19 protein-coding genes are annotated in these 19,058 nt (G+C 57.5%); 7 read left to right on the top strand and 12 right to left on the bottom strand.

Annotated features, from left to right (window positions below):
- Nucleotides 1–21: 21 nt before the first annotated feature.
- The 10 genes from cooS to H5T64_05240 form a co-directional block, all read right to left on the bottom strand.
- Nucleotides 22–2,013 (bottom strand): anaerobic carbon-monoxide dehydrogenase catalytic subunit, encoded by a 1,992-nt coding sequence (gene cooS / locus H5T64_05285; GenBank protein MBC7263757.1) that lies wholly within the window; start codon nt 2,011–2,013, stop codon nt 22–24.
- 34 nt (nt 2,014–2,047) lie between these two features.
- A complete protein-coding gene (locus tag H5T64_05280) occupies nt 2,048–2,380 on the bottom strand; it encodes a heavy-metal-associated domain-containing protein (GenBank protein ID MBC7263756.1) in 333 nt (110 codons plus the stop codon).
- Between the two features lie 243 nt (nt 2,381–2,623).
- Entirely contained in the window at nt 2,624–4,399 is a 1,776-nt protein-coding gene (locus H5T64_05275) for a formate--tetrahydrofolate ligase (protein MBC7263755.1), read from the bottom strand.
- A gap of 90 nt (nt 4,400–4,489) precedes the next feature.
- Complete coding sequence (locus tag H5T64_05270) at nt 4,490–5,368, bottom strand: bifunctional 5,10-methylenetetrahydrofolate dehydrogenase/5,10-methenyltetrahydrofolate cyclohydrolase (GenBank protein ID MBC7263754.1); 879 nt, start codon at nt 5,366–5,368, stop codon at nt 4,490–4,492.
- 10 nt (nt 5,369–5,378) lie between these two features.
- Entirely contained in the window at nt 5,379–6,008 is a 630-nt protein-coding gene (locus H5T64_05265) for a cyclodeaminase/cyclohydrolase family protein (protein MBC7263753.1), read from the bottom strand.
- Between the two features lie 249 nt (nt 6,009–6,257).
- Nucleotides 6,258–7,211 carry a methylenetetrahydrofolate reductase gene (locus H5T64_05260; protein ID MBC7263752.1) on the bottom strand — a complete coding sequence of 318 codons (954 nt, stop codon included), beginning with the start codon at nt 7,209–7,211 and terminating at the stop codon, nt 6,258–6,260.
- A complete protein-coding gene (locus H5T64_05255; protein ID MBC7263751.1) occupies nt 7,208–7,876 on the bottom strand; it encodes a methylenetetrahydrofolate reductase C-terminal domain-containing protein in 669 nt (222 codons plus the stop codon). Before H5T64_05255 ends, H5T64_05260 begins: the two co-directional genes overlap by 4 nt.
- A gap of 115 nt (nt 7,877–7,991) precedes the next feature.
- Nucleotides 7,992–8,831 carry a molybdopterin-synthase adenylyltransferase MoeB gene (gene moeB, locus H5T64_05250; GenBank protein ID MBC7263750.1) on the bottom strand — a complete coding sequence of 280 codons (840 nt, stop codon included), beginning with the start codon at nt 8,829–8,831 and terminating at the stop codon, nt 7,992–7,994.
- Between the two features lie 44 nt (nt 8,832–8,875).
- Nucleotides 8,876–9,130: a sulfurtransferase TusA family protein gene (locus H5T64_05245; protein ID MBC7263749.1), complete on the bottom strand. Its 255-nt coding sequence runs from the start codon at nt 9,128–9,130 to the stop codon at nt 8,876–8,878.
- A gap of 47 nt (nt 9,131–9,177) precedes the next feature.
- Nucleotides 9,178–11,307, bottom strand: coding sequence for an FAD-dependent oxidoreductase (locus H5T64_05240; GenBank protein MBC7263748.1), 2,130 nt, complete (start codon nt 11,305–11,307; stop codon nt 9,178–9,180).
- Between the two features lie 246 nt (nt 11,308–11,553).
- Here H5T64_05240 and H5T64_05235 point away from each other — a divergent pair, with 246 nt between their 5' ends.
- From H5T64_05235 to H5T64_05205, 7 genes are all read left to right on the top strand, one after another.
- The gene (locus H5T64_05235; GenBank protein ID MBC7263747.1) at nt 11,554–12,354 is read left to right on the top strand and encodes an electron transfer flavoprotein subunit beta/FixA family protein; all 801 of its coding nucleotides are present in this window, start codon (nt 11,554–11,556) and stop codon (nt 12,352–12,354) included.
- 20 nt (nt 12,355–12,374) lie between these two features.
- Nucleotides 12,375–13,565: a 4Fe-4S binding protein gene (locus tag H5T64_05230; protein ID MBC7263746.1), complete on the top strand. Its 1,191-nt coding sequence runs from the start codon at nt 12,375–12,377 to the stop codon at nt 13,563–13,565.
- 5 nt (nt 13,566–13,570) lie between these two features.
- Nucleotides 13,571–13,783 carry a 4Fe-4S binding protein gene (locus H5T64_05225; protein MBC7263745.1) on the top strand — a complete coding sequence of 71 codons (213 nt, stop codon included), beginning with the start codon at nt 13,571–13,573 and terminating at the stop codon, nt 13,781–13,783.
- Nucleotides 13,784–13,833: 50 nt separating this feature from the next.
- A complete protein-coding gene (locus H5T64_05220) occupies nt 13,834–14,922 on the top strand; it encodes a 2-oxoacid:acceptor oxidoreductase subunit alpha (protein MBC7263744.1) in 1,089 nt (362 codons plus the stop codon).
- The gene (locus H5T64_05215) at nt 14,922–15,698 is read left to right on the top strand and encodes a hypothetical protein (GenBank protein ID MBC7263743.1); all 777 of its coding nucleotides are present in this window, start codon (nt 14,922–14,924) and stop codon (nt 15,696–15,698) included. Before H5T64_05220 ends, H5T64_05215 begins: the two co-directional genes overlap by 1 nt.
- Nucleotides 15,699–15,778: 80 nt before the next feature.
- A complete protein-coding gene (locus tag H5T64_05210) occupies nt 15,779–16,645 on the top strand; it encodes a winged helix DNA-binding domain-containing protein (GenBank protein ID MBC7263742.1) in 867 nt (288 codons plus the stop codon).
- Nucleotides 16,642–17,529: a sugar phosphate isomerase/epimerase gene (locus tag H5T64_05205; GenBank protein MBC7263741.1), complete on the top strand. Its 888-nt coding sequence runs from the start codon at nt 16,642–16,644 to the stop codon at nt 17,527–17,529. Before H5T64_05210 ends, H5T64_05205 begins: the two co-directional genes overlap by 4 nt.
- Here H5T64_05205 and H5T64_05200 read toward each other — a convergent pair.
- Together H5T64_05200 and H5T64_05195 are read right to left on the bottom strand one after the other, a co-directional pair.
- Entirely contained in the window at nt 17,519–18,664 is a 1,146-nt protein-coding gene (locus H5T64_05200) for a DUF362 domain-containing protein (protein ID MBC7263740.1), read from the bottom strand. The two genes, H5T64_05205 and H5T64_05200, sit on opposite strands and share 11 nt — an antisense overlap.
- Nucleotides 18,661–19,058: hypothetical protein (locus tag H5T64_05195; GenBank protein ID MBC7263739.1), on the bottom strand; the 398-nt coding region annotated here is incomplete at its 5' end. The genes H5T64_05195 and H5T64_05200, both read right to left, overlap by 4 nt.

Here is a 19,058-nt window from a genome sequence, read left to right as displayed (position 1 = left end):
ACGTTATCTCCTTGGTCGGCCTCAAGCCTTTACCAGTTCCTTGAAGCTGCGCAGATTCACCTCTTCTCCGCGTGCGATGGCGGCCTCTACCGCTTCCATGCGCCAGTCGCCGCTCTGACCATAGCGCTCGGGGTTGTATTTCTCTAAGCCTAATGCCTCGCGCTTCTTGTCAATGTGAGCCAGTGCCTTCTCCACAATCTTGTCGATATCGGGCTCAAATTCTAATTTGCCACCAACCTTCGTCTCCCAACCCTCAGAAATCAGTTTGGTGACCTCCTCGCAACCTGCAACCGGAGAATGGACGCCGAACAGCACATAGGCACCGGAGGCGACACAGTAGACGCCGATGGAGATCGCTTTCTCCGACATCCACTCGGGACAAATACCAACAGCGGGGAGATCGGCGATATCCTCGCCCAGTCCGCCCTCTGTGGCCATCTGGCTCAACACCGTCAAGATGCGGGAGTTATCTACACAGGAACCCATGTGTAATACTGGCGGCACGCCGATGGCTTCGCACACTTCTCGCAAACCCTTGCCGGCTTTGGCCATTCTTTCGGGGGTCAGATATCCATACTTGCCTGCCCCGTGTCCAGCACAGCCGGTTACCACAACTAACACATCTTGGGCGATGAACCGGTCGATGATAGAGGTGATGCCCTCGTCTTGACACACTCGCGCGTTGTTGCAACCCACTACCCCTGCCACACCACGGATGCGGCCCTGGGCGATAGCATCATTCAGTGGGCGGAAAGAGCCTCGGTAGAGGCCACCTTGCATATAACCAATGTACTCGTGTGAAAAACCAGCCACCAAATGGTTGCCCATCTCCGAGTCTGGGATCATGGTAGCCCCACGATTCGGGAAATTGTCTATGCCCATGCGGATGATTTCCTTGGCTATGTCGTAGGCGTGGTGCTCATCGAATTCGATGTGGGTTGCGCCTGGGATCTTGGCTTTGGGCGAGGTGGTAATGAGCACAGTGTGGAATTCTTCAGCTAATCTTGCTAACCCTTGCATGATGCACTGCACGTCTACCACCATTGCATCCACAGCGCCCGTGATGATAGCCAATTCCTGGTGCAGGTAGTTACCTGCCGGAGGGATACCGTGGCGCATCAACACCTCGTTCGCCGTGCAGCAGATACCGGCCAAGTTGATGCCCTTTGCACCTTTGCTCTTGGCATACTCAATCAGTTCGGGATCGCCCGCTGCGGCAACGATCATCTCAGAGAGAGTGGGTTCGTGACCATGGATGACGACGTTGACTTCGTCCTCCTTGAGTACACTTAAGTTGATGTCGGCCAGTAGTGGGCTGGGCGTGCCGAAGAGGATGTCACTTAGATCCGTGGCAAGCATCGAGCCGCCCCAACCGTCCGCAAGGGCACAACGCATGGCCTGGTTAAGAATGTTCTCGGCATCCATATCTACGCCAGTGTGGGTGCGATGCATAATTTCCACGATCTCGCGATCCACGCCGCGGGGGTAAATTTTCAGGTCCTGCCAGATCTGCTGGCGTTTCCTTGGCGCACGCTGAACGTATAGTAACTCGCCCTCTTGGCGACCGAACTCGGCAAGTGCTTTCTCGCCCACTTCCAGAGTGATATCGTTCACCTCCCGGCCCTGGGTAGGAACACCCATCAGTTTCGCCACTTCATACAACTTGCGTACATCGCGGATGCGGTAACCTTGGGCCTCACCCTTGGCCACAGCGATGAGGGTAAAGGCCAGGTCGCGGCCGTGGTCGGAGTGAGCGGCTGCACCGGCCGCCACCATACGAGCGAAGTTCCGCGCTGCTACTGTGGCCCGGGTCGCACCACAAACACCCACCTCGGTCTTCCCAACCAGGCGGCAAGGACCCATGCCGCAGAGTTTGCAGCACAAACCCTCCGAGCCAATAGGACAGGGTTTAACCTCTTCAGCGCGTTGGAAGGCAGTGCTCAACCCCTTTTCTTCAGCGATCTTGAGGATCGTCTGTGCTACGGGGTCTTTCGTTCTTTTTTCGACTTCCATGTCTCTATTCTCCTGACTTTCCAATGATGCTCATCTAGTACTTGCGAAAATCGCCTGACATTTCACGGTCAACAGAGATGGTTTCTGTGACTCGATTTACAACCTCAAACCAAGCCGAGCCATCTTCTTTGTTGTGAGGGGGAGTAGGCAGTTCTGGCTCCTTCCCAGGGGCATAACCCGCTTCAGTAAGTGCCCTTTCAATATCCTGGGGTTGGACCACATCAGGGTTGTAAGTCACAGTAATGCGTCTGAATGCCGAACTAGCGTGGACGTCCCCGATGCCAGGCAGTGCACCCAATAGATCGCGCACGCGCAGGACATGGTGATCGGCATATATGGCAGGGATATGAAATGTCGTTTTTTCCATTCTCCTTGCTCCTTTGCAATTTGTTTGGCTAGGAGAAGCGTTCTGTAGCGCCCGCACCGTGATGGTAAAGACGTTACCCTTCTCGCTTCCTGCCAAATATTTTATAAATTATAGCACAGGCACAAATGCCAGCAAATTTCAATGATAGGGAGGATAGTACATCCTCCCTATCTGACCGAAACCCTTGACTACAGTGTCACGTCGCTGTGACCCTATCCCAGATTTACCCCGTACGCACGCTGTTTAGGATAGGCCGATGACTTTGCCCGTCTTCAGGTCAACATCAATGTTCACGAAGACAGGCCGCGATGGCAACCCCGGCATGGTGCGCATCTCACCGCACAGAGGGTACAGGAACCCGGCACCCACGCTGGCTCGGATGTCGCGAATAGGCAGGGTCCAACCTCGCGGCGCGCCCTTGATTGTCGGATCGTGGGTAAATGAGAGGTGTGTCTTAGCCATGTTGATGGGCAGTTTGTCGTAGCCAAGTTTCGTGAAGAGCGCGATTTTGCGCTCGGCCTCTGGTAAGTAATCCACCTTCTCCGCCCGATAGATCTCCGTGGCAATCGTTTCGATCTTCTTTTTTATCGGCCAATCCAGCGGATACAGAAATCTGAAGTTGGTTGGCCTCTCGCAGGCGGATATCACGGCCTCCGCCAATTCAGCGCCGCCTTCACCACCCTTGGCCCAGACCTCGCTGATAAAAGCACCCTCTGCCCCAGCCTCCACCGCAGCCTTCCGGATCAACTCGACTTCCTCGTCGGTATCACTCTTAAAGCGGTTGACCGCTACCACCACGGGTACTCCAAACTTAAGGACGTTCTCGATGTGCTGAATCAAGTTTGGCAGCCCCTTCTCTAACAGGGCCACGTTCTTTTCCGTGTAGGCAGGATCTAAGGGCCGGCCTGGCGTGACCTTTGGGCCTCCACCGTGCATCTTGAGAGCACGGACAGAGGCCACGATGATCACGCAGTTGGGTATAAGCCCGCTATAGCGGCACTTAATGTTCATGAATTTCTCTGTGCCGCAGTCAGCACCGAATCCGCTCTCCGTGACTACATAATCTGCCAGTTTGAGGGCGATTTGGTCGGCTATGATGGAGCTGTTGCCATGGGCTATGTTGGCAAAGGGGCCCGCATGGACGAAGGCTGGACTGCCCATCAGCGTTTGCATCAAATTGGGCATTAGGGCGTCTTTCATCAGGACGGTCATGGCCCCGGCCACTTTCAGATGCTCTGCTGTGAGTGGATTACCTTTCTTATCCGTGCCCCACACGATCCGGCCTAACCGTTCACGCAGGTCCCGGATGCCCTTATACCCGTCCACCAAAGCCAGGATGGCCATGATCTCCGAGGCTACCGTAATGTCGTAGCCAGTCTGGCGGGGGCGGCCATCATCCGAGGTGCCCAGACCAATGATCACCCTGCGCAGTGCACGGTCATTCACATCCACCACCCGGTTCCATTGAATAGAATAAGGGTCAATGTTCAAGCGAGGGATCTCGGGGCAGAATTTTGCTAGCGCCTCGTCGCTCATCTCGTCTTCGTGCATGATGCGGGCGTCAATGGCCGCCGCGAGTAGATTGTGCGCCACGCCCACCGCGTGGATGTCGCCTGTCAAGTGCAGGTTGAAGTCCTCCATAGGCAAAATCTGGGAGTAGCCGCCACCTGCCGCACCGCCCTTAATGCCAAACGTCGGGCCCATCGAGGGTTGTCGGATGCAGGTGAATACCCGCTTGCCCAGGTAACTTAAGCCCTGACTCACGCCGATCGTGGTGACGGTCTTGCCCTCACCCAAGGGCGTAGGTGTGATGGCCGTTACATCAATGTACTTGCCATTAGGTCGGTCCTTCAGCCGTTCCAGGACGCTTAGGTGAACCTTGGCTTTGTATTTGCCATACAAATCCAATTCATCTTCGGTCAGACCAACCTCTTCGGCAACCTCGATGATCGGCCGCAAAGTGGCTTCCTGTGCGATCTCGATGTCGCTGGGAACATCTTTCCTGACCTTCACGAGCATCTTGCCTGCCATAGATTCCTCCTTTTGTGATTCGTTGCTTAGATCTGGATGAACAAAACATCTCAACTGCGATTTGGTTCAGCGAATTTGCTATTTCACCTGCCGTCGCGCCGCTGAGAGGGCATTTTTGAGCAGCATGATGTTGGTAACGGGTCCTGTCCCACCAGGAACGGGGGTGATCATCTCTGCCACTTCCGACGCAGCGGCGAAATCCACATCGCCGGTCATTACACCATCGACAAAATTGACGCCGAAATCCACTACAACTGCACCTGGCTTGATCCAATCCCTCTTGATCATATTGGCCTGTCCCACCGCAGCACATAGTATATCGCCTAAGCGGCAGACGGCGGGGAGGTCGGCGGTACGTGAATGACAGATGGTAACAGTAGCGTTTTCGCGCAAGAGAAGGAGCGCCATCGGCTTACCCACGATGTTCGATCGTCCTACTACAACTGCGTGTTTCCCCGCGATTGGCACCTGGTAGCGCTTCAGGATTTCCAGCCCGCCCGCAGGTGTGGCCGGAACGATGAACTCGCCCACGCCAGGGGCACGTCCGGCTGGGGCTACCTGGGCCAGGCGCCCTGCGTTAACGGGGTGCACGCCATCTACGTCTTTGTCAGGCGAAAGAGCACCGATAACCGCTTCGGGGTCAATACCCTTGGGCAATGGTTCCTGAATCAGGATAGCCTGCACATCCTTACTGGCGCTTAACTGGGCCACGGTGCTTACGATCTCGGCTTGTGAAGCCATCTCGGGTAGGACATGAAGTTGGAAGCCCATCCCCACGCTCTCAAAACTCTTGGCGATGCTCTTCGCATAACTCACCGAGGCGGGGTCCTCCCCGGCACGGACCACGGCGATGGTCGGCGCGAAGCCATGCTTTGCCTTGAACTCAGCGACCTCTGCCGCAACCTCATCCTTCATCTGTTTGGCTAATGCCTTGCCATCTAAGATAACAGCGCTCATCTTTGCCTCCTCACCCACGTATGCTCTGGAGCACCACGTCCATCACACGCTCTTTCAGTTCGGCCTTGCCTGCTGTAATCTCATCCATCCTCGCGCGGGTCTTCCGAACGTACTCTCGGTCTGTAATGCTGGCAAGGTTGATCTCAACGTTCAAGAGTGCGCCCCGCATGGCAGCCTCCGCCAACACCACGGCCACACCCGCATCGCTCACCGCCCATTTGTTGCCCTTTTGGGCGGCGGTCATAGCCAACTCTACGACGCGGGCGCAACCGGCAGCGATTTCAAGAGGGACTTCGGCGGCAGCCACCAGTGCTGTCTGCATTGCTTTTTCCTTGGCCGCCTTCTGTTCAGGGGTATCTTTGGGTAGGCGGTAAGCATCCATTACCTGGCTGTACACTTGGGTATCGCGTTCCAGGAGGAGAGGGAAGCGAGCACGCAAAGCTTCGGACTCGGAAAGCAGGGCTTTCATATCAGACTCAACGTCCTCATAACCCTTCTTCCCAATAGTGAGGTTGCACACCATGCTGAGCAGCGCTGCGGCTAATGCACCTCCTAAGGCGGCAGCACTTCCTCCTCCCGGCACTGGGGCTTTGGAGGCCAGTTCGTCCAGGAACTGGTTAATCGTCTTCTCGGTGAACATTCGTCACTCCTTCGTTTACTGAAAACCACGTAAAACAGCCGGGGATTAGAAAAAGGCAGGCGGACGGTTTGTCACTCCCACGGCTGTCTAGGGATGTGAAATGGCCTCGTCGCCGCACGAATTCTTGTTGCTTGTCAACACTGGTTCAAAATAATAACAAATTTTGGCTCTATAATCAAATCCTCGTTCTGCCGCGAACGCTACTCCCCAAGAACACTTCTTTTATGCCATCGGTAGTGCGCCATCGCATCATTGCTCTGCCGTAGTGATCTCAGGAGGAATAACTGGTCGTGGCAGTAACCCAGCCTGGGTCAGGATTTCTGGCACAGCCTCCTCCCACTCGATGGCCATAACATGCACACCCGCCACACCTGGTATCTCCCGCAGTTGCTGGATGATCTCCACGCAGATCTGGATGCCTTCCTCACGTGCTCGTTCCTTGGGCGTCTTCACCATTCGATCCACAACCTCGGCAGGCACGTCCATGCCCGGCACTTTGGTAGCCATATAACGCGCCGCGCCTGCCGATTTGATGGGTCCCACACCGCCCAGGATGTATACCTTCTCGTGCAGGCCCAGATCACACACGCGACGCATAAACTCGGAGAACTTGGGAACGTTGTAGATGAGTTGAGTCTGGATGAACTGCGCCCCAGCCTTCACCTTCTTGGCTAGTCGAAGGGGGCGAAAATCAAAGGGATCAGCGAAGGGATTGGACGCCGCCCCAATGAAGAAACGCGGTTCGGTACCCTTGATTTCTTCGCCGCACATAAACACCTTATCGTCGCGCATGCGGCGCACCATATCGAGCAACTGTATCGAATCTAGGTCAAACACATTCTTGGCTGTAGGATGATTGCCGAAACTCTGGTGGTCACCCGTTAGGCAGAGCAGGTTGCGCGCTCCCAGTGCCCACGCACCTAGAAGATCGCTCTGGATAGCGATGCGATTGCGGTCCCGGCAGGTCATTTGTATGACCGGCTCGATTCCCAAGTCAATCAACATCTTGCCCACCGAGATGCTGGACATACGCACCACGGCAGTTTGGCAATCCGTGATGTTCACTGCATCCACATTGCCTTTCAGATAAGCCGCCTTCCTGGTGATGACCGAGGCATCGGCGCTTTGTGGGGGTCCGATTTCACCCGTGACCGCGAAGTGGCCTTTCGTGAGGACGCGTTGCAGATTGCTGACAGTGGTCATATCCTCAAATCCTCCCGCACGATCTTGCGCGGCCCCCCATCCCGGCTGGTGGACCAGTCTTTCGCTGGCATGTTTTCTGTGATAAGGTCGAGCCGCCCCAGTCGACTAAGCCGATCGTAGATCAACTGCCAGGCGCAATCCACCTCGGGGTTGATCTCGCACTTGCCGTTTTGAGAACCACCACAGGGGCCATTGAGCAAACTCTTAGAACAACGGGCGATGGGACAGATGCCTCCCGTGTACATCAGAAGGCAGTTGCCGCAGGCCGCACAGCGCTCAGACCACACCCCCTGTTCTACGGGCTGGCCCAGGAACGAGGTGTTCAACCCCGGCACGACCCAAACATCAGGAAAGCGCTCGGCAACGGTCTGCACACCGATGCCACAAGCCAGCGAGACCACGATATCGGCCTCCTGAATCTGATCGGCCACCTCGTCCACATATTCCCACTCGCACTGACGCTGGACAGTGGCCTCGCGGATATCCACTTCTTTGCCATCTAACCGTGTGGCCAGGCGCAGCGCAGAGGCCAGGATGCCTACCTCCTTTTCGCCACCAGCGAAACAAATGGTGACACAGGTCCCACAGCCAAGCAATAATACTTTCTCCGCCCCGGCGATCATGTCTTTGATCTCCTGCAGGGGCTTCTGTTCACCCACAATCATTGTGTTCCTCCATATCCTCAGAAAAGTTGCGTTGTTTCCGCAGAACCCAAGAAAGCGACATAGTGTGCCTGTGAAAAGCGTGCTATAACCACCAGAGCAAGGGGATTTAGCACCCTCATCGCTCTCCACAAAAACGCTCGTAGTCTATCAGCCCCGTCACCGTCGGCGTGTCACCGCATACGGCACACGATGGATTGCGCTCGATCTTCACATCTGTGAACTCGGCGGTCAGGGCGTCGTATATCAGCAGGTGTCCCACCAACCGTTCGCCAAAGCCCACTAAGGTTTTGATCGCTTCAGCAGCCTGAATACAACCGATCACTCCGGGCACTGGCCCGAAAACCCCTGCTTCCTGGCAGGTAGGCACAGTGCCCGGTGGTGGCGGCACTGGGAAAAGGCAGCGATAACATGGGCCCTCTCGGGGCGCAATAGCCATGATTTGACCTAACAGTTGCACGGCTGCGCCCAGGATCAGCGGTTTGCCCAACAGGACACAGGCGTCATTCACCAGGTATTTGGTGGGGAAATTGTCACTGGCTTCCACCACCAGATCGTAACCCGCAATGATATCGAATGCGTTGGCGGAAGTAAGTTTCACCTGATGCTGCTCTACTTTCACTTCTGGGTTGAGAGCACGCACTGCATCTGCTGCCGATTCGGTCTTCGGTCGGCCAATATCCGACGTGCGGTGCAATATCTGACGGTGCAAATTGGAAATATCCACCACGTCGTTATCCACGAAGCCTAGCCGCCCTACCCCTGCCGCTGCCAGATATAAGCCAGACGATGAGCCCAGGCCCCCTGCGCCGACGATCAATACACTAGAATCCATCAGTTTCCGCTGGCCCTTACCGCCGATTTCGCGCAGGAGAATATGGCGACTGTAGCGGTGTATCTGCTCCTCACTGAAGCCAAGGTTAACTGTCATATCGCTAGCGTTCGCCCTTTCACGCATCAACACATAAGGACGCCCTCATTCACCGAGGGCAACTGGCCAGGCTACCCACCATTACACTCTGCCATCACCCGCACCGTGATAGCCCATTGACCATCTTCCAGCGCGCGAACATCCATCGTATCTTGGCCCTGCGCCCGCAAGTTGCGCGGGATATTGTGCACTGCCGGTTCATAATCCACGATGACCCGCAGCACTTGACCGGGTTGCATTTGCTCCAGCATCAGTTTGGTCTTAATAAATGTGTACGGGCAGACCTCACCACGCAGGTCCAGTTCTCGGTCGGCAGGTGGTAACATTGTAGTGGTCCGCTGCTCGCTCACGTTGCCAATCCCCTGCCTAGCCCTCACCCAGCGGAAGGGTCTAATCCGGGCGAATTGGACCCCAGTTCGAGAACCCGCTGAGCCATAATCTCCGCTGCCTGCAGAATCACGTCTGGGGAACTATCCGGAGTGAAGAAATCCAGCCGCTCGCTGCCCAGTCCGATCTCGCCCAGGAGTTTCTTGGCATAGGAGACGTGGTTCTGCGTGCGGCGAGCGCCGGTCGTGTGATGACAATCACCCTCGCGGCAAGCCACCACATACACCGCATCGGCACCGAATTCGAAGGCTCTCAACAGTTGACGCACGTCCACCTTGCACGTGCAAAGCACCTCCAAGAGGGCTACATTGTCAGGCAACTGGACTTTCAGGGACTGTGGCTGCTGGCCATCACCGTAAACACAATAACGGCAGACGAACCCCAAGATCCGCGGCTTGCCGTTTAACGGCACCGTGTTCAAAGCCGCGCGGATTCCATCTACCATCTCCTCTTCGCTCTGGATTCTCAGAGTGATCGCCTTGGCTGGGCACTCACTGGCGCAGATGCCACAGGCCTGACACTGCTCCACAGCGATGTTTGCAGCGCTGGTCTTCACCCGGGGCACCTCATAGGGACAAACTCGCACACAGGTCAGGCAGGCGGCGCATTTGTCTGTGTCCACAACTGCACCAGCACCGCAGGTCAGGCAACGCAACGCCTCCCGCACTGCCATGACCTCTGTATAGCCCAGTTCCACTTCATTGAAATTGTTGGAGCGTTTCTCCAACGGCAGGGAGGGGATGGCATTTCGCTTCACAGGCCGGACGTGGGAGATAGTCTGGTCTGAAAGTGCACCCAATTCCTCTGGTTCCGGGACCTGCACCGTTGCCGAGTCTATGCCCCGCAAATAGGCGTCAATGGATCTGGCCGCCCGGTGGCCCTGGGCTATAGCACTTATGGCAATATCTGGGCCAGTGGTTACCTCTCCGCCGGCGAAGATGCCGGGCGCGGTGGTGGCCAGGGTCGTCTTGTCCACCACGATGGTGCCCCGAGGAGAAATCTCTATCCCATCTTCCTTATGGATAAAGGAAAGATCCGAGGCTTGCCCAATGGCGAGGATTACTGTATCACCCTCCAGGACGGACTCCGTGCCAGGGGTAAAGGCGGGATTGAAACGGCCTTGCTCATCGAAGACCGAGCAGCAAACGATGGTTTCCACGCCGGTGACTCGGCCATTGCGCCCCAGGATGCGCTTGGGCCCTAAGGAGGGATATATCTGAATGCCCTCTTTGAGGGCCTCCTCGATTTCCCACTCGTGGGCGGGCATCTCCTCGCGGCACTCCAGGCACATCATCAGGATCTCTCGCTCGCCAAAGGGTGCCAATCGCGCTGCGGAGCGAGCCACGTCCACGGCCACATTGCCCCCGCCGATCACGATTACCCGCTTACCCAGTTTCACTTCTTGGCCGGTATTGATGGCGCGTAGGAAATCCACGCCATTGAGCACGCCCTCTAACTCCACACCCTCCACGCGCAAGCCCCGGCCTTTGTGCCCTCCTATAGCGATGAAAATGGCTTTGTATCCTTGAGCCTTGATATCGGAGAGGGTCAAATCCGTCCCAATGCGCACGCCGGTTTTCAGTTCCACACCCAGTTGGAGGATATGGGTGACCTCCAGATCAATCACCTCCCGGGGGAGGCGGTATTTGGGTAGCCCCAGTCGCAACATACCCCCCGGCTCATCGTGCGCTTCGAAGACCGTCACCTGATAGCCCATGCGGGCCAGATCGTGGGCAGCCGTCAGCCCAGCGGGCCCGGCGCCGATGATGGCGATGCGCTCGCCTTTGCGCTCCACCTGGGGGAGTGGGGGACCATGCCCAGTCGTCAGATCGTGTTGCTCGGTGGCAAAGCGCTTCAGAGCCCGAATAGCCATGGGCTCATCCACCTTGCCCCGACGACACTGCTCCTCACAAGGCTGGGCGCAAATCCGGCCGCAGACGTACACGAAGGGGTTAGGCGCACGCGCTATAGCGTACGCAGCCTCGAAATCACCGCGGGCAATGGCGTGGATGTAGCCCCTGACGTCGGTATGCACAGGACACGCGACCACGCAGGGTGGTGAGGGCTCAGAGCGGGTAGCCTCAAGTGGAGTGGCTTGATCAGCGTTTTGGCTCATACTCGATGGATCCTTTCCACAAGAATTGTCTGCGAAGACGTCCCAGGTATTCGGTTGTGGCGGATATGAGACTGCCGTTCCGTGGCTTGGGAAGACACACGGCGAACATTATACGCAAAAGGTCGATAGTCTGCAAACAGGCACCCCAAAAAGTTGCACGCCCCCCAAATCCGTTGTATAATCCGCCCCGCGTCGGGCTTCCGACATGCCTTGGAACACCACACTATCTACAAGGAGGCTGAGAACTTGCACGCCATTGTCTGCATCAAACAGGTGCCTGATACAACCGAGGTCAAGATCAACCCGGAAACCGGCACGCTGATCCGTGAGGGTGTGCCGAGTATCATCAACCCCTTCGATACCTACGCCATCGAAGAGGGGCTGCGGCTCAAGGAGAAATTCGGCGGCAAAGTTACCGTGCTCTCTATGGGTCCACCCCAGGCCGTCGAAGCACTCAAAGAGGCACTGGCGATGGGCGCCGATGAGGCCATCCTGCTCTCAGACCGCGCTTTCGCCGGATCAGATACCTGGGCCACCGCCTACACCCTTTCCCAGGCCATCCGCAAGATCGGCGACTACGACATCATCATCTGCGGCAAACAAGCCATTGATGGCGATACAGGCCAGGTGGGACCGGGTGTGGCCTGTCAATTGGGCATCAACCAACTAACGTACGTCTTCAAGATCCGCGAAATGGACCCCGCGGCAAAGACCATCACCGTGGAACGTCTGCTCGAAGAGGGTCGTGAGGTGGTTACCTCCAGCCTGCCCGCTCTCATCACTGTGGTGAAGGACATCAACCAGCCTCGCTACCCCACTTTGCTTGGCATCCGCAGGGCGGCAAAAACAGAGATACCCATCTGGACAGCCGCTGACCTGCCAGGCGCCGACACCACCAAATTCGGCCTCGACGGCTCGCCCACGCGGGTGATCAAAGTGTTCAACCCGCCCAAACGCGGGGGGCAGGTGCAGATCATTGAGGGCGAAACCGTTCAGGAGAAGGCGGCCAAACTGGCCGATAAACTCCTGGCAGAGAAAATCATTTAGGGAGGACAGCGTTGAGCAGCCTGTTAAAAGTAGATACTGACCTTTGCACTGGCTGTGGAGCCTGCGAAGTCGTTTGCCCCTTCGGGGCAGTCAAAGTGATAGATGGCGTCGCCGTAGCCAACGAGAACTGCACGGCTTGTGGAGCCTGTATTCCAGAGTGCCCTGTTGAGGCACTGAGCCTGCCTGAGCGCGCGGAGGTCGCTGCTCCCTCGCTAGATGCCTACCAGGGTGTCTGGGTGTGGGTGGAGCAATTCAACGGCCAGGCAGGTAGCATCTCATGGGAGATGATGGGCCAGGGACGCAAATTGGCCGACCAGCGCAACACGGCGCTGACTGCCTGCGTACTCGGCAGCGACGTAGAACACATAGCGAAAGAAGCCATCTGGTACGGCGCAGACCGCGTGTTTCTGTTGGACGATCCCAGTTTGGCCGTTTACCGCACTGCGCCTTACGCGGACGCCCTGGTCTCACTGGTGAAAGAGTACAAGCCAGAGATCTTCATCCTGGGTGCCAGTTCTCGTGGGCGCGACCTGGCCGGGGCGGTAGCCACGCAACTTTTCACCGGTTTGACCGCGGATTGCACCGGGCTGGAAATTGACCCCGAGACCGGCCTGCTCAAACAGACCCGTCCGGCTTTCGGCGGCAACATTATGGCCACCATCATCTGTCCCAATCACCGGCCGCAAATGGCCACGGTGCGCCACCGCGTGTTCGAAATGCCCCAGCCGGATAGTACCCGCGAAGGCCAGATCGTGCGCCTCAAGCCCAAGATGTCTGAGGCGGAGATCGCCAGCAAGGTGGTGGACTTCATTGTCGAGGAGGGCGAAGTCAACCTGGCCGACGCCAAGATCATCGTGTCGGGTGGGCGCGGCGTGGGCGGCCCCGAGGGATTCAAGCCCATCCGTGAACTGGCAGAGGTGTTAGGTGGAGCCGTCGGGTCCTCGCGTGCGGCAGTGGACGCGGGATGGATACCCTACGCCCATCAGGTCGGGCAGACGGGACGCACGGTGCGCCCGGACCTATACATTGCCTGTGGCATTTCGGGGGCCATCCAGCACCTGGCAGGTATGCAAACTTCCAAGGTCATCGTGGCCATCAACAAAGACCCCGAGGCACCCATTTTCAATGTCGCAACTTACGGCATTGTGGGCGATCTCTTCGAAGTTGTGCCGGCGCTGACTGAGGAGTTCCGTAAACGCCTGAAGAAGTAGATTCAGTGCCAAATAAGGTCGAAATCAACTCAGCCTGGTGCAAAGGCTGTCATATTTGCATCGAGGTCTGCCCCCGCCACGTCCTGGAATCCGACCAGCAAACTTTCCTGCGCGGCTTCCATCCCGTAGTCGTCGCCCGGCCCGAGGACTGCACCGCTTGTATGCAGTGCGAACTGCTTTGCCCTGACCTGGCCATCACTGTAACTGAGGAGGCTTGAGTGTGGGTTGGACCGAAGTGCCGAGCATTCTGAAGCCGGGCGCTCATTTCATGCAGGGCGACGAGGCCTGCGCCGAAGGGGCGATCGCCGCCGGCTGCAATTACTACGCGGGATACCCTATCACCCCAGCCAGCGAAATCATGGAGCACATCTGCCGCCGATTTGCGGATCTCGAGGGGCGCGTCTTCATTCAGATGGAAGACGAAATCGGCTCTATGGCCTCGGTCATCGGTGCAGCGTGGGCTGGGGCGAAGGCTATGACTGCCACGTCGGGGCCGGGCCTCAGCCTGATGCTGGAAAACATCGGCTATGCTCTCATCACCGAGACTCCTTGCGTGGTAGTGGATGTGCAACGCGCCGGGCCCAGCACGGGACAGGCCACCCGTCCCGCCCAGGGTGACGTGATGCAGGCCCGCTGGGGCGCACATGGCGACTACGAGATCATCGTCCTGGCTCCTTGGTCCGTGAGCGAGATGTACACCGAGACCATTCGCGCCTTCAACTTAGCGGAGCGGTTCCGCGTACCCGTGATCCTGCTGAGCGATGAAGCAGTGGGCCACTTGCGCGAGAATTTCGCGGTGCCACCGCTCACGCGAGTGTATCACCGCGAAAAAGAGGTGGGGAGCCCGCCGTTTGGGAGTTCCGAGGTGCCGCCCATGCCTGCTTTCGGCGAGGGGGCTCGGTTGCTTGTTACTGGCTCCACCCATGACGAGTGGGGTTACCGGCGCACTTCAGACGCCCACGCCCAGGCCTCACTGGTAGAACGATTGGTCAGTAAAGTGCGAAATCACTTAGACGAGGTAACCGCCGTCGAGCGCTATCTCTGCAACGGAGAGTTGGATGTATTACTCGTCTCCTTCGGTTTCACCGCTCGCAGCGCTTTAGGTGCGGCACGGGAAGCAAGGGAGGCTGGGCGGCGAGTAGGCCTTTTGCGGCTGCGAACCCTGTGGCCTTTTCCTGAAGACGAAGTGCGCCAGACGGCCGCAGGAGCGCGTTATGTATTGGTGGCAGAGATGAATCGGGGACAAGTGCTGCGCGAGGTCCAGCGCGTGGCCCCCAACGCTGTGGGCTATCACAAAACCGATGGCGAAGTGATTACGTCGGACGAAATCCTGGTGGCAATGGGGAATTTGGGCTAATGGTTGTACCACTAGGTTCTACTGCATCCATTCTCAAGTATATTCGCCCTAAATCTTTCCCAACTCCTTTCTGCCCCGGCTGTGGGCACGGCATCCTGATGGGCGCCATCCTGCGTGCCATTGACGAACTCGGATTGGACATGGATTCCATGCTCTTTGTCTCCGGCATCGGTTGCGGCGGCTGGATACCCAGCCCCCATTTCAATGCGGACACGCTACACGTCACCCACGGCCGTCCGGTAGCCTTCGCTACTGGCGCTGTGCTGTTCAACCCGAAACTCAACGTGGTAGTCATCGGCGGTGATGGCGACATCGCCTCTATTGGCGGTAATCACCTGATCCACGCCGCACGGCGCAATCTGGATATGACTGTGATTTGCGCTAACAACAGTATCTATGGTATGACCGGTGGGCAAGTGACACCCACTACACCCCTCGGTGCTATGACCGCCACGACGCCGAAGGGCAATCCCGAGCCACCTTTCGACCTCTCAAGACTGGTTGCTGCGGCGGGGGCCTCCTACGTGGCCCGCTATTCCGTCTGGCATATCCGTCCGCTCATCAAGGCTCTCCAGAAGGCGCTGCTGCATAAGGGCTTCGCCTTTGTGGAGGTTCTTTCTTCGTGCCCCACCCAGTTCGGTCGGCGCAACGACCTGCCCACCCCGGCGAGGATGCTGCGTCATTTCAAAGAGACCTGCGTGCCCATTTCCCGGGCCAAGGATATGAGTCCCGAGGAACTGGCGGGGAAGACATTGATCGGTGAATTTGTAGGTTGAGTTTTGCCACAACTTTCCGTCCTAATCTTGTGCAAAGAGTAAGGTCAGGTATGAATTCCTGGTCCGGCTAGACTGATGTCATGACCGTGAAACTCACTGCTGAACAGATCACGGCCTGGCGCGAGCGACGTTTTCACCGTCGCCCTGACCTCGCCCTGCGCACTGAGGACGACGCTGTTCGCTTTGTGGATGAGGTGGGCTTCTGCTCCCTCTTCCCTGACGAGTACGCCCCTATGCCCAACCTGTGGGAAGCCATCAACGGCAGCGAACGGCCTCTGCCGGACCATCACAACGACTACGCGCTTGACCTGACTTGGACGTGGAAGGATTCTTTGCCGGAGCGCAAGTGCTTTTACTACGGCAAGGTAGTGCGCAAGAAACCCACGCTCATCTCCCTGCGCTTATTGCCCCATTTCTACGCCCTCTCCGAGAACTATGGCGACCCCTACGAGTACCTGCAGCAATACCGCGACGGCCGGCTGAGCGACGAGGCGCGGCGGATCTACGAGGCGCTATTAGAGGGCGGGGCCATGCCCACCAGCCAGTTGCGGCGGGAGGCACTGCTGGCGGGGAAAACGAACATGAGTCGCTTCGATCGTGCCATCCGCGAATTGCAAGCCGATTTCAAGATCGCGAAAGTGGGCATCTCAGACGCAAACGCTTGGGGTTATTGTTACGTCTATGATTTATTCACTCGCCGCTTCCCCGAGGTCGTCGAACAGGCCCAGCGCATCAGCGGTCGCGAGGCGATGCAGACTATCCTACGGCAGTACCTGGAGAATGTACTGGCAGTAGAAGAGCAGGTACTCGTGCACTTATTTGGCTGGGAGCAGAGTTATCTCGAGGCTACAGTGAACCGGCTAGTACAAGATGGCTACCTGATACGCGGTGTGCGGGTGGAAGGGACGGCGAGGGAGTGCGTGGCGCTGGCAGAGGGATGGCCGTGACCACTCACGATGATCTGGGTGCCGGCTTGCCTGGTCCGGACTTCGATTTTCCGGCCTTTGTCCGCAGCAAAGCCACGATGGAAGACGTGCTCAACCCCGGCCTCTATCATTGGGAGGCTTTCAATTTCCGTCCTCCCGCTTTGGAAAAATTAGAACAACGCGTACGAACTGACCATCTGCCCACTAGCATCCACCACCCATTGACCTGCCCACCCGATTATCCCCACCCGCCTCTCCTGGGTCTATGTATCCACCCCGAACGGGAGGTGCGCGAGCGTGCCCTCGCGCTCATTGAGGAGAACCTGAGCCTGGCGCAGGATTGGGGGGCGCGGTACGTAGTGTTGCATTTCGGAGGTGGTGTGTCTGGCGACTTAGGCCGCAGGAAAGCGCTGTCCCTGGCTATGCGGAGTGCCGAGCGGTTAGCGGAGATGGTGGAAGAATACGGCGTGCCTATTTTGCTGGAATACGCGGGCTATGACCCCGACATCGAAAGACCAGAGGATTGGGCTGCCATCGCGCAGGACCTCCCGCCACTCGGAATATGTCTGGACATTGGCCACTTGTTCCATCACGCCGATCTCTACGGCACAGATTATCTCAAAGAAGTCGAAGTGCTGGCTCCACACACCAGGGCGCTACATCTCTGGAACTCGCGGGGGATAAGTGCCTGGCGCAAGTTCCGCCATGTACCTGTACATCCCTCCCTCGATCCGGCCGACGGCTGGATTGATATCCCGACGGTACTGCGAATCGTCTTGGAGATACATCCGCGCTGCCCAATCGTCTTTGAGCCCGATTTCCTTTACAACGACAGCGAGTCCTTCTTCCGAGAGGGGATGGAGTGGGTGCTCGGACTGGTGCAAGAAATCACCGCTACCGGTTGAGCACGCGCGTCAGGAAGGGCCGATGCAATTCCACTGCATTTTCGGGACAAACCTCGTGGCAACAATAGCAGCGGATGCAGGAGTCCAGTTTCATACGCGCCCGGCCACCCACCATGGTGATAGCCCCCACCGGGCAGTTTTGAGCACAGAGGCCGCAACCAATGCAGTTCGGCCCAGCGCGGGGCGTGGCGACCAGTTGACGGCTGACACGGTCGCGAACTATTGCAGGCAGTCGAGCGACAAGAGCATTACTTCCTATCCCAGTGCGCGATGGAACAAAGCCCTCCACGCGTGCTTCCTCTAACGATAGACCTAACACCTCGATGTCTTCCACTCGCCCGGCTGTCAGCCCGCGCTCCACAGCCGCTCGCAGTGGCGGCACATCCAATGGTGAGAGACCAACCAGGGTCGTGGCGACCACATCCAGTGCCACGCCGTCGGCAGAGGCCAGGATAAGGCCAATCTGGATTGGCTCACCGCCTGAAGGGCCGTCACGGTGCATTCCTACCACGGCATCCATAACCGTGAGCACAGGGCGGCAGAGGTCCATCAAATCCAGAAGCATATCCGAAAATCGCTCCACCGTTTGCAGAGCCGTGTGGTAACCAGCCTTGGCAATGCCAGGGATGGTGCCGAAAAGGTTCTTCGTAGCGCCGGTGAAGACGGTGAAGTTGTGGGTTTTGAGTTTTGGCAGGGAGATGATGGCGTCAGCCTCGGCCACAACGCGCAGGATGTCCGCCATTTTGATCAACTTACCATTGGGGTGGGAGAGGCGCACGGCGCTCGTATCGTAATTCAGTTCCGCGCCGGTTTCCTCCGCCACGAGAGCGAGGCCAGTGCGCTGGTAAGTGCGATGCAAAATTGGCACAGTGAGAGGCCCAATAGGGCTGTCGGCGATAATGGGCTTGGCACCAGCCTCAATCACCAAACGGGCCACAGCGCGCACCACCGCCGGGTGAGTGGTGATGGCCCGCTCTGGCGGTTGGGCCTGCAGCAGGTTGGGCTTGAGGACCACCTGCTGCCCTGCCGACACAAAGGCGCGCATACCGCCCAATGCGTCCACGCTGGCCCGCACCGCGGCCTCCACCCGCTCTGACGTATAGTCCGTGCACCGTGCAATGTATACCTGGCTCATGGACTCTCCTTGCTGCTCTTACTCCAATCATTGGCCGGGTCAACGGTTGCCACCCCGGTATTTTCCGAGAAAAACCAAACCCGGTTAACTGTTCCGCTGGTGGTGACACTGGCTACCTGCGGCCCTTCTCCCCCCTCTTCCAAGGTCAAGGAATCCGGAGAAAGAATCAATGTGCAAACCGGAACCGGAGTGGGAGTGGGGGTAGAAGTTGGGGTTGGAGTAGCAATCACATTAGGATAATCAGAACAATTTAGTTCGGCACCACCATCTTTAAACGGTCTAATTTCATAAACCCAAGTTCCTGGGCCAAAACCATTGTTATTATTGGTGTCGGTGTAAGAAGTGACATTTTTGCCGACTGTCGTGAGGGCTGGTGGCGTTGGGTTACAACCCG

Source organism: Chloroflexota bacterium (assembly GCA_014360825.1).
Classification (GTDB): Bacteria; Chloroflexota; Anaerolineae; order UBA2200; family JACIWT01; genus JACIWT01.
The sequence above is the reverse complement of the archived record's forward strand: the minus strand, read 5'-3'. Positions and strand labels throughout refer to the sequence as shown.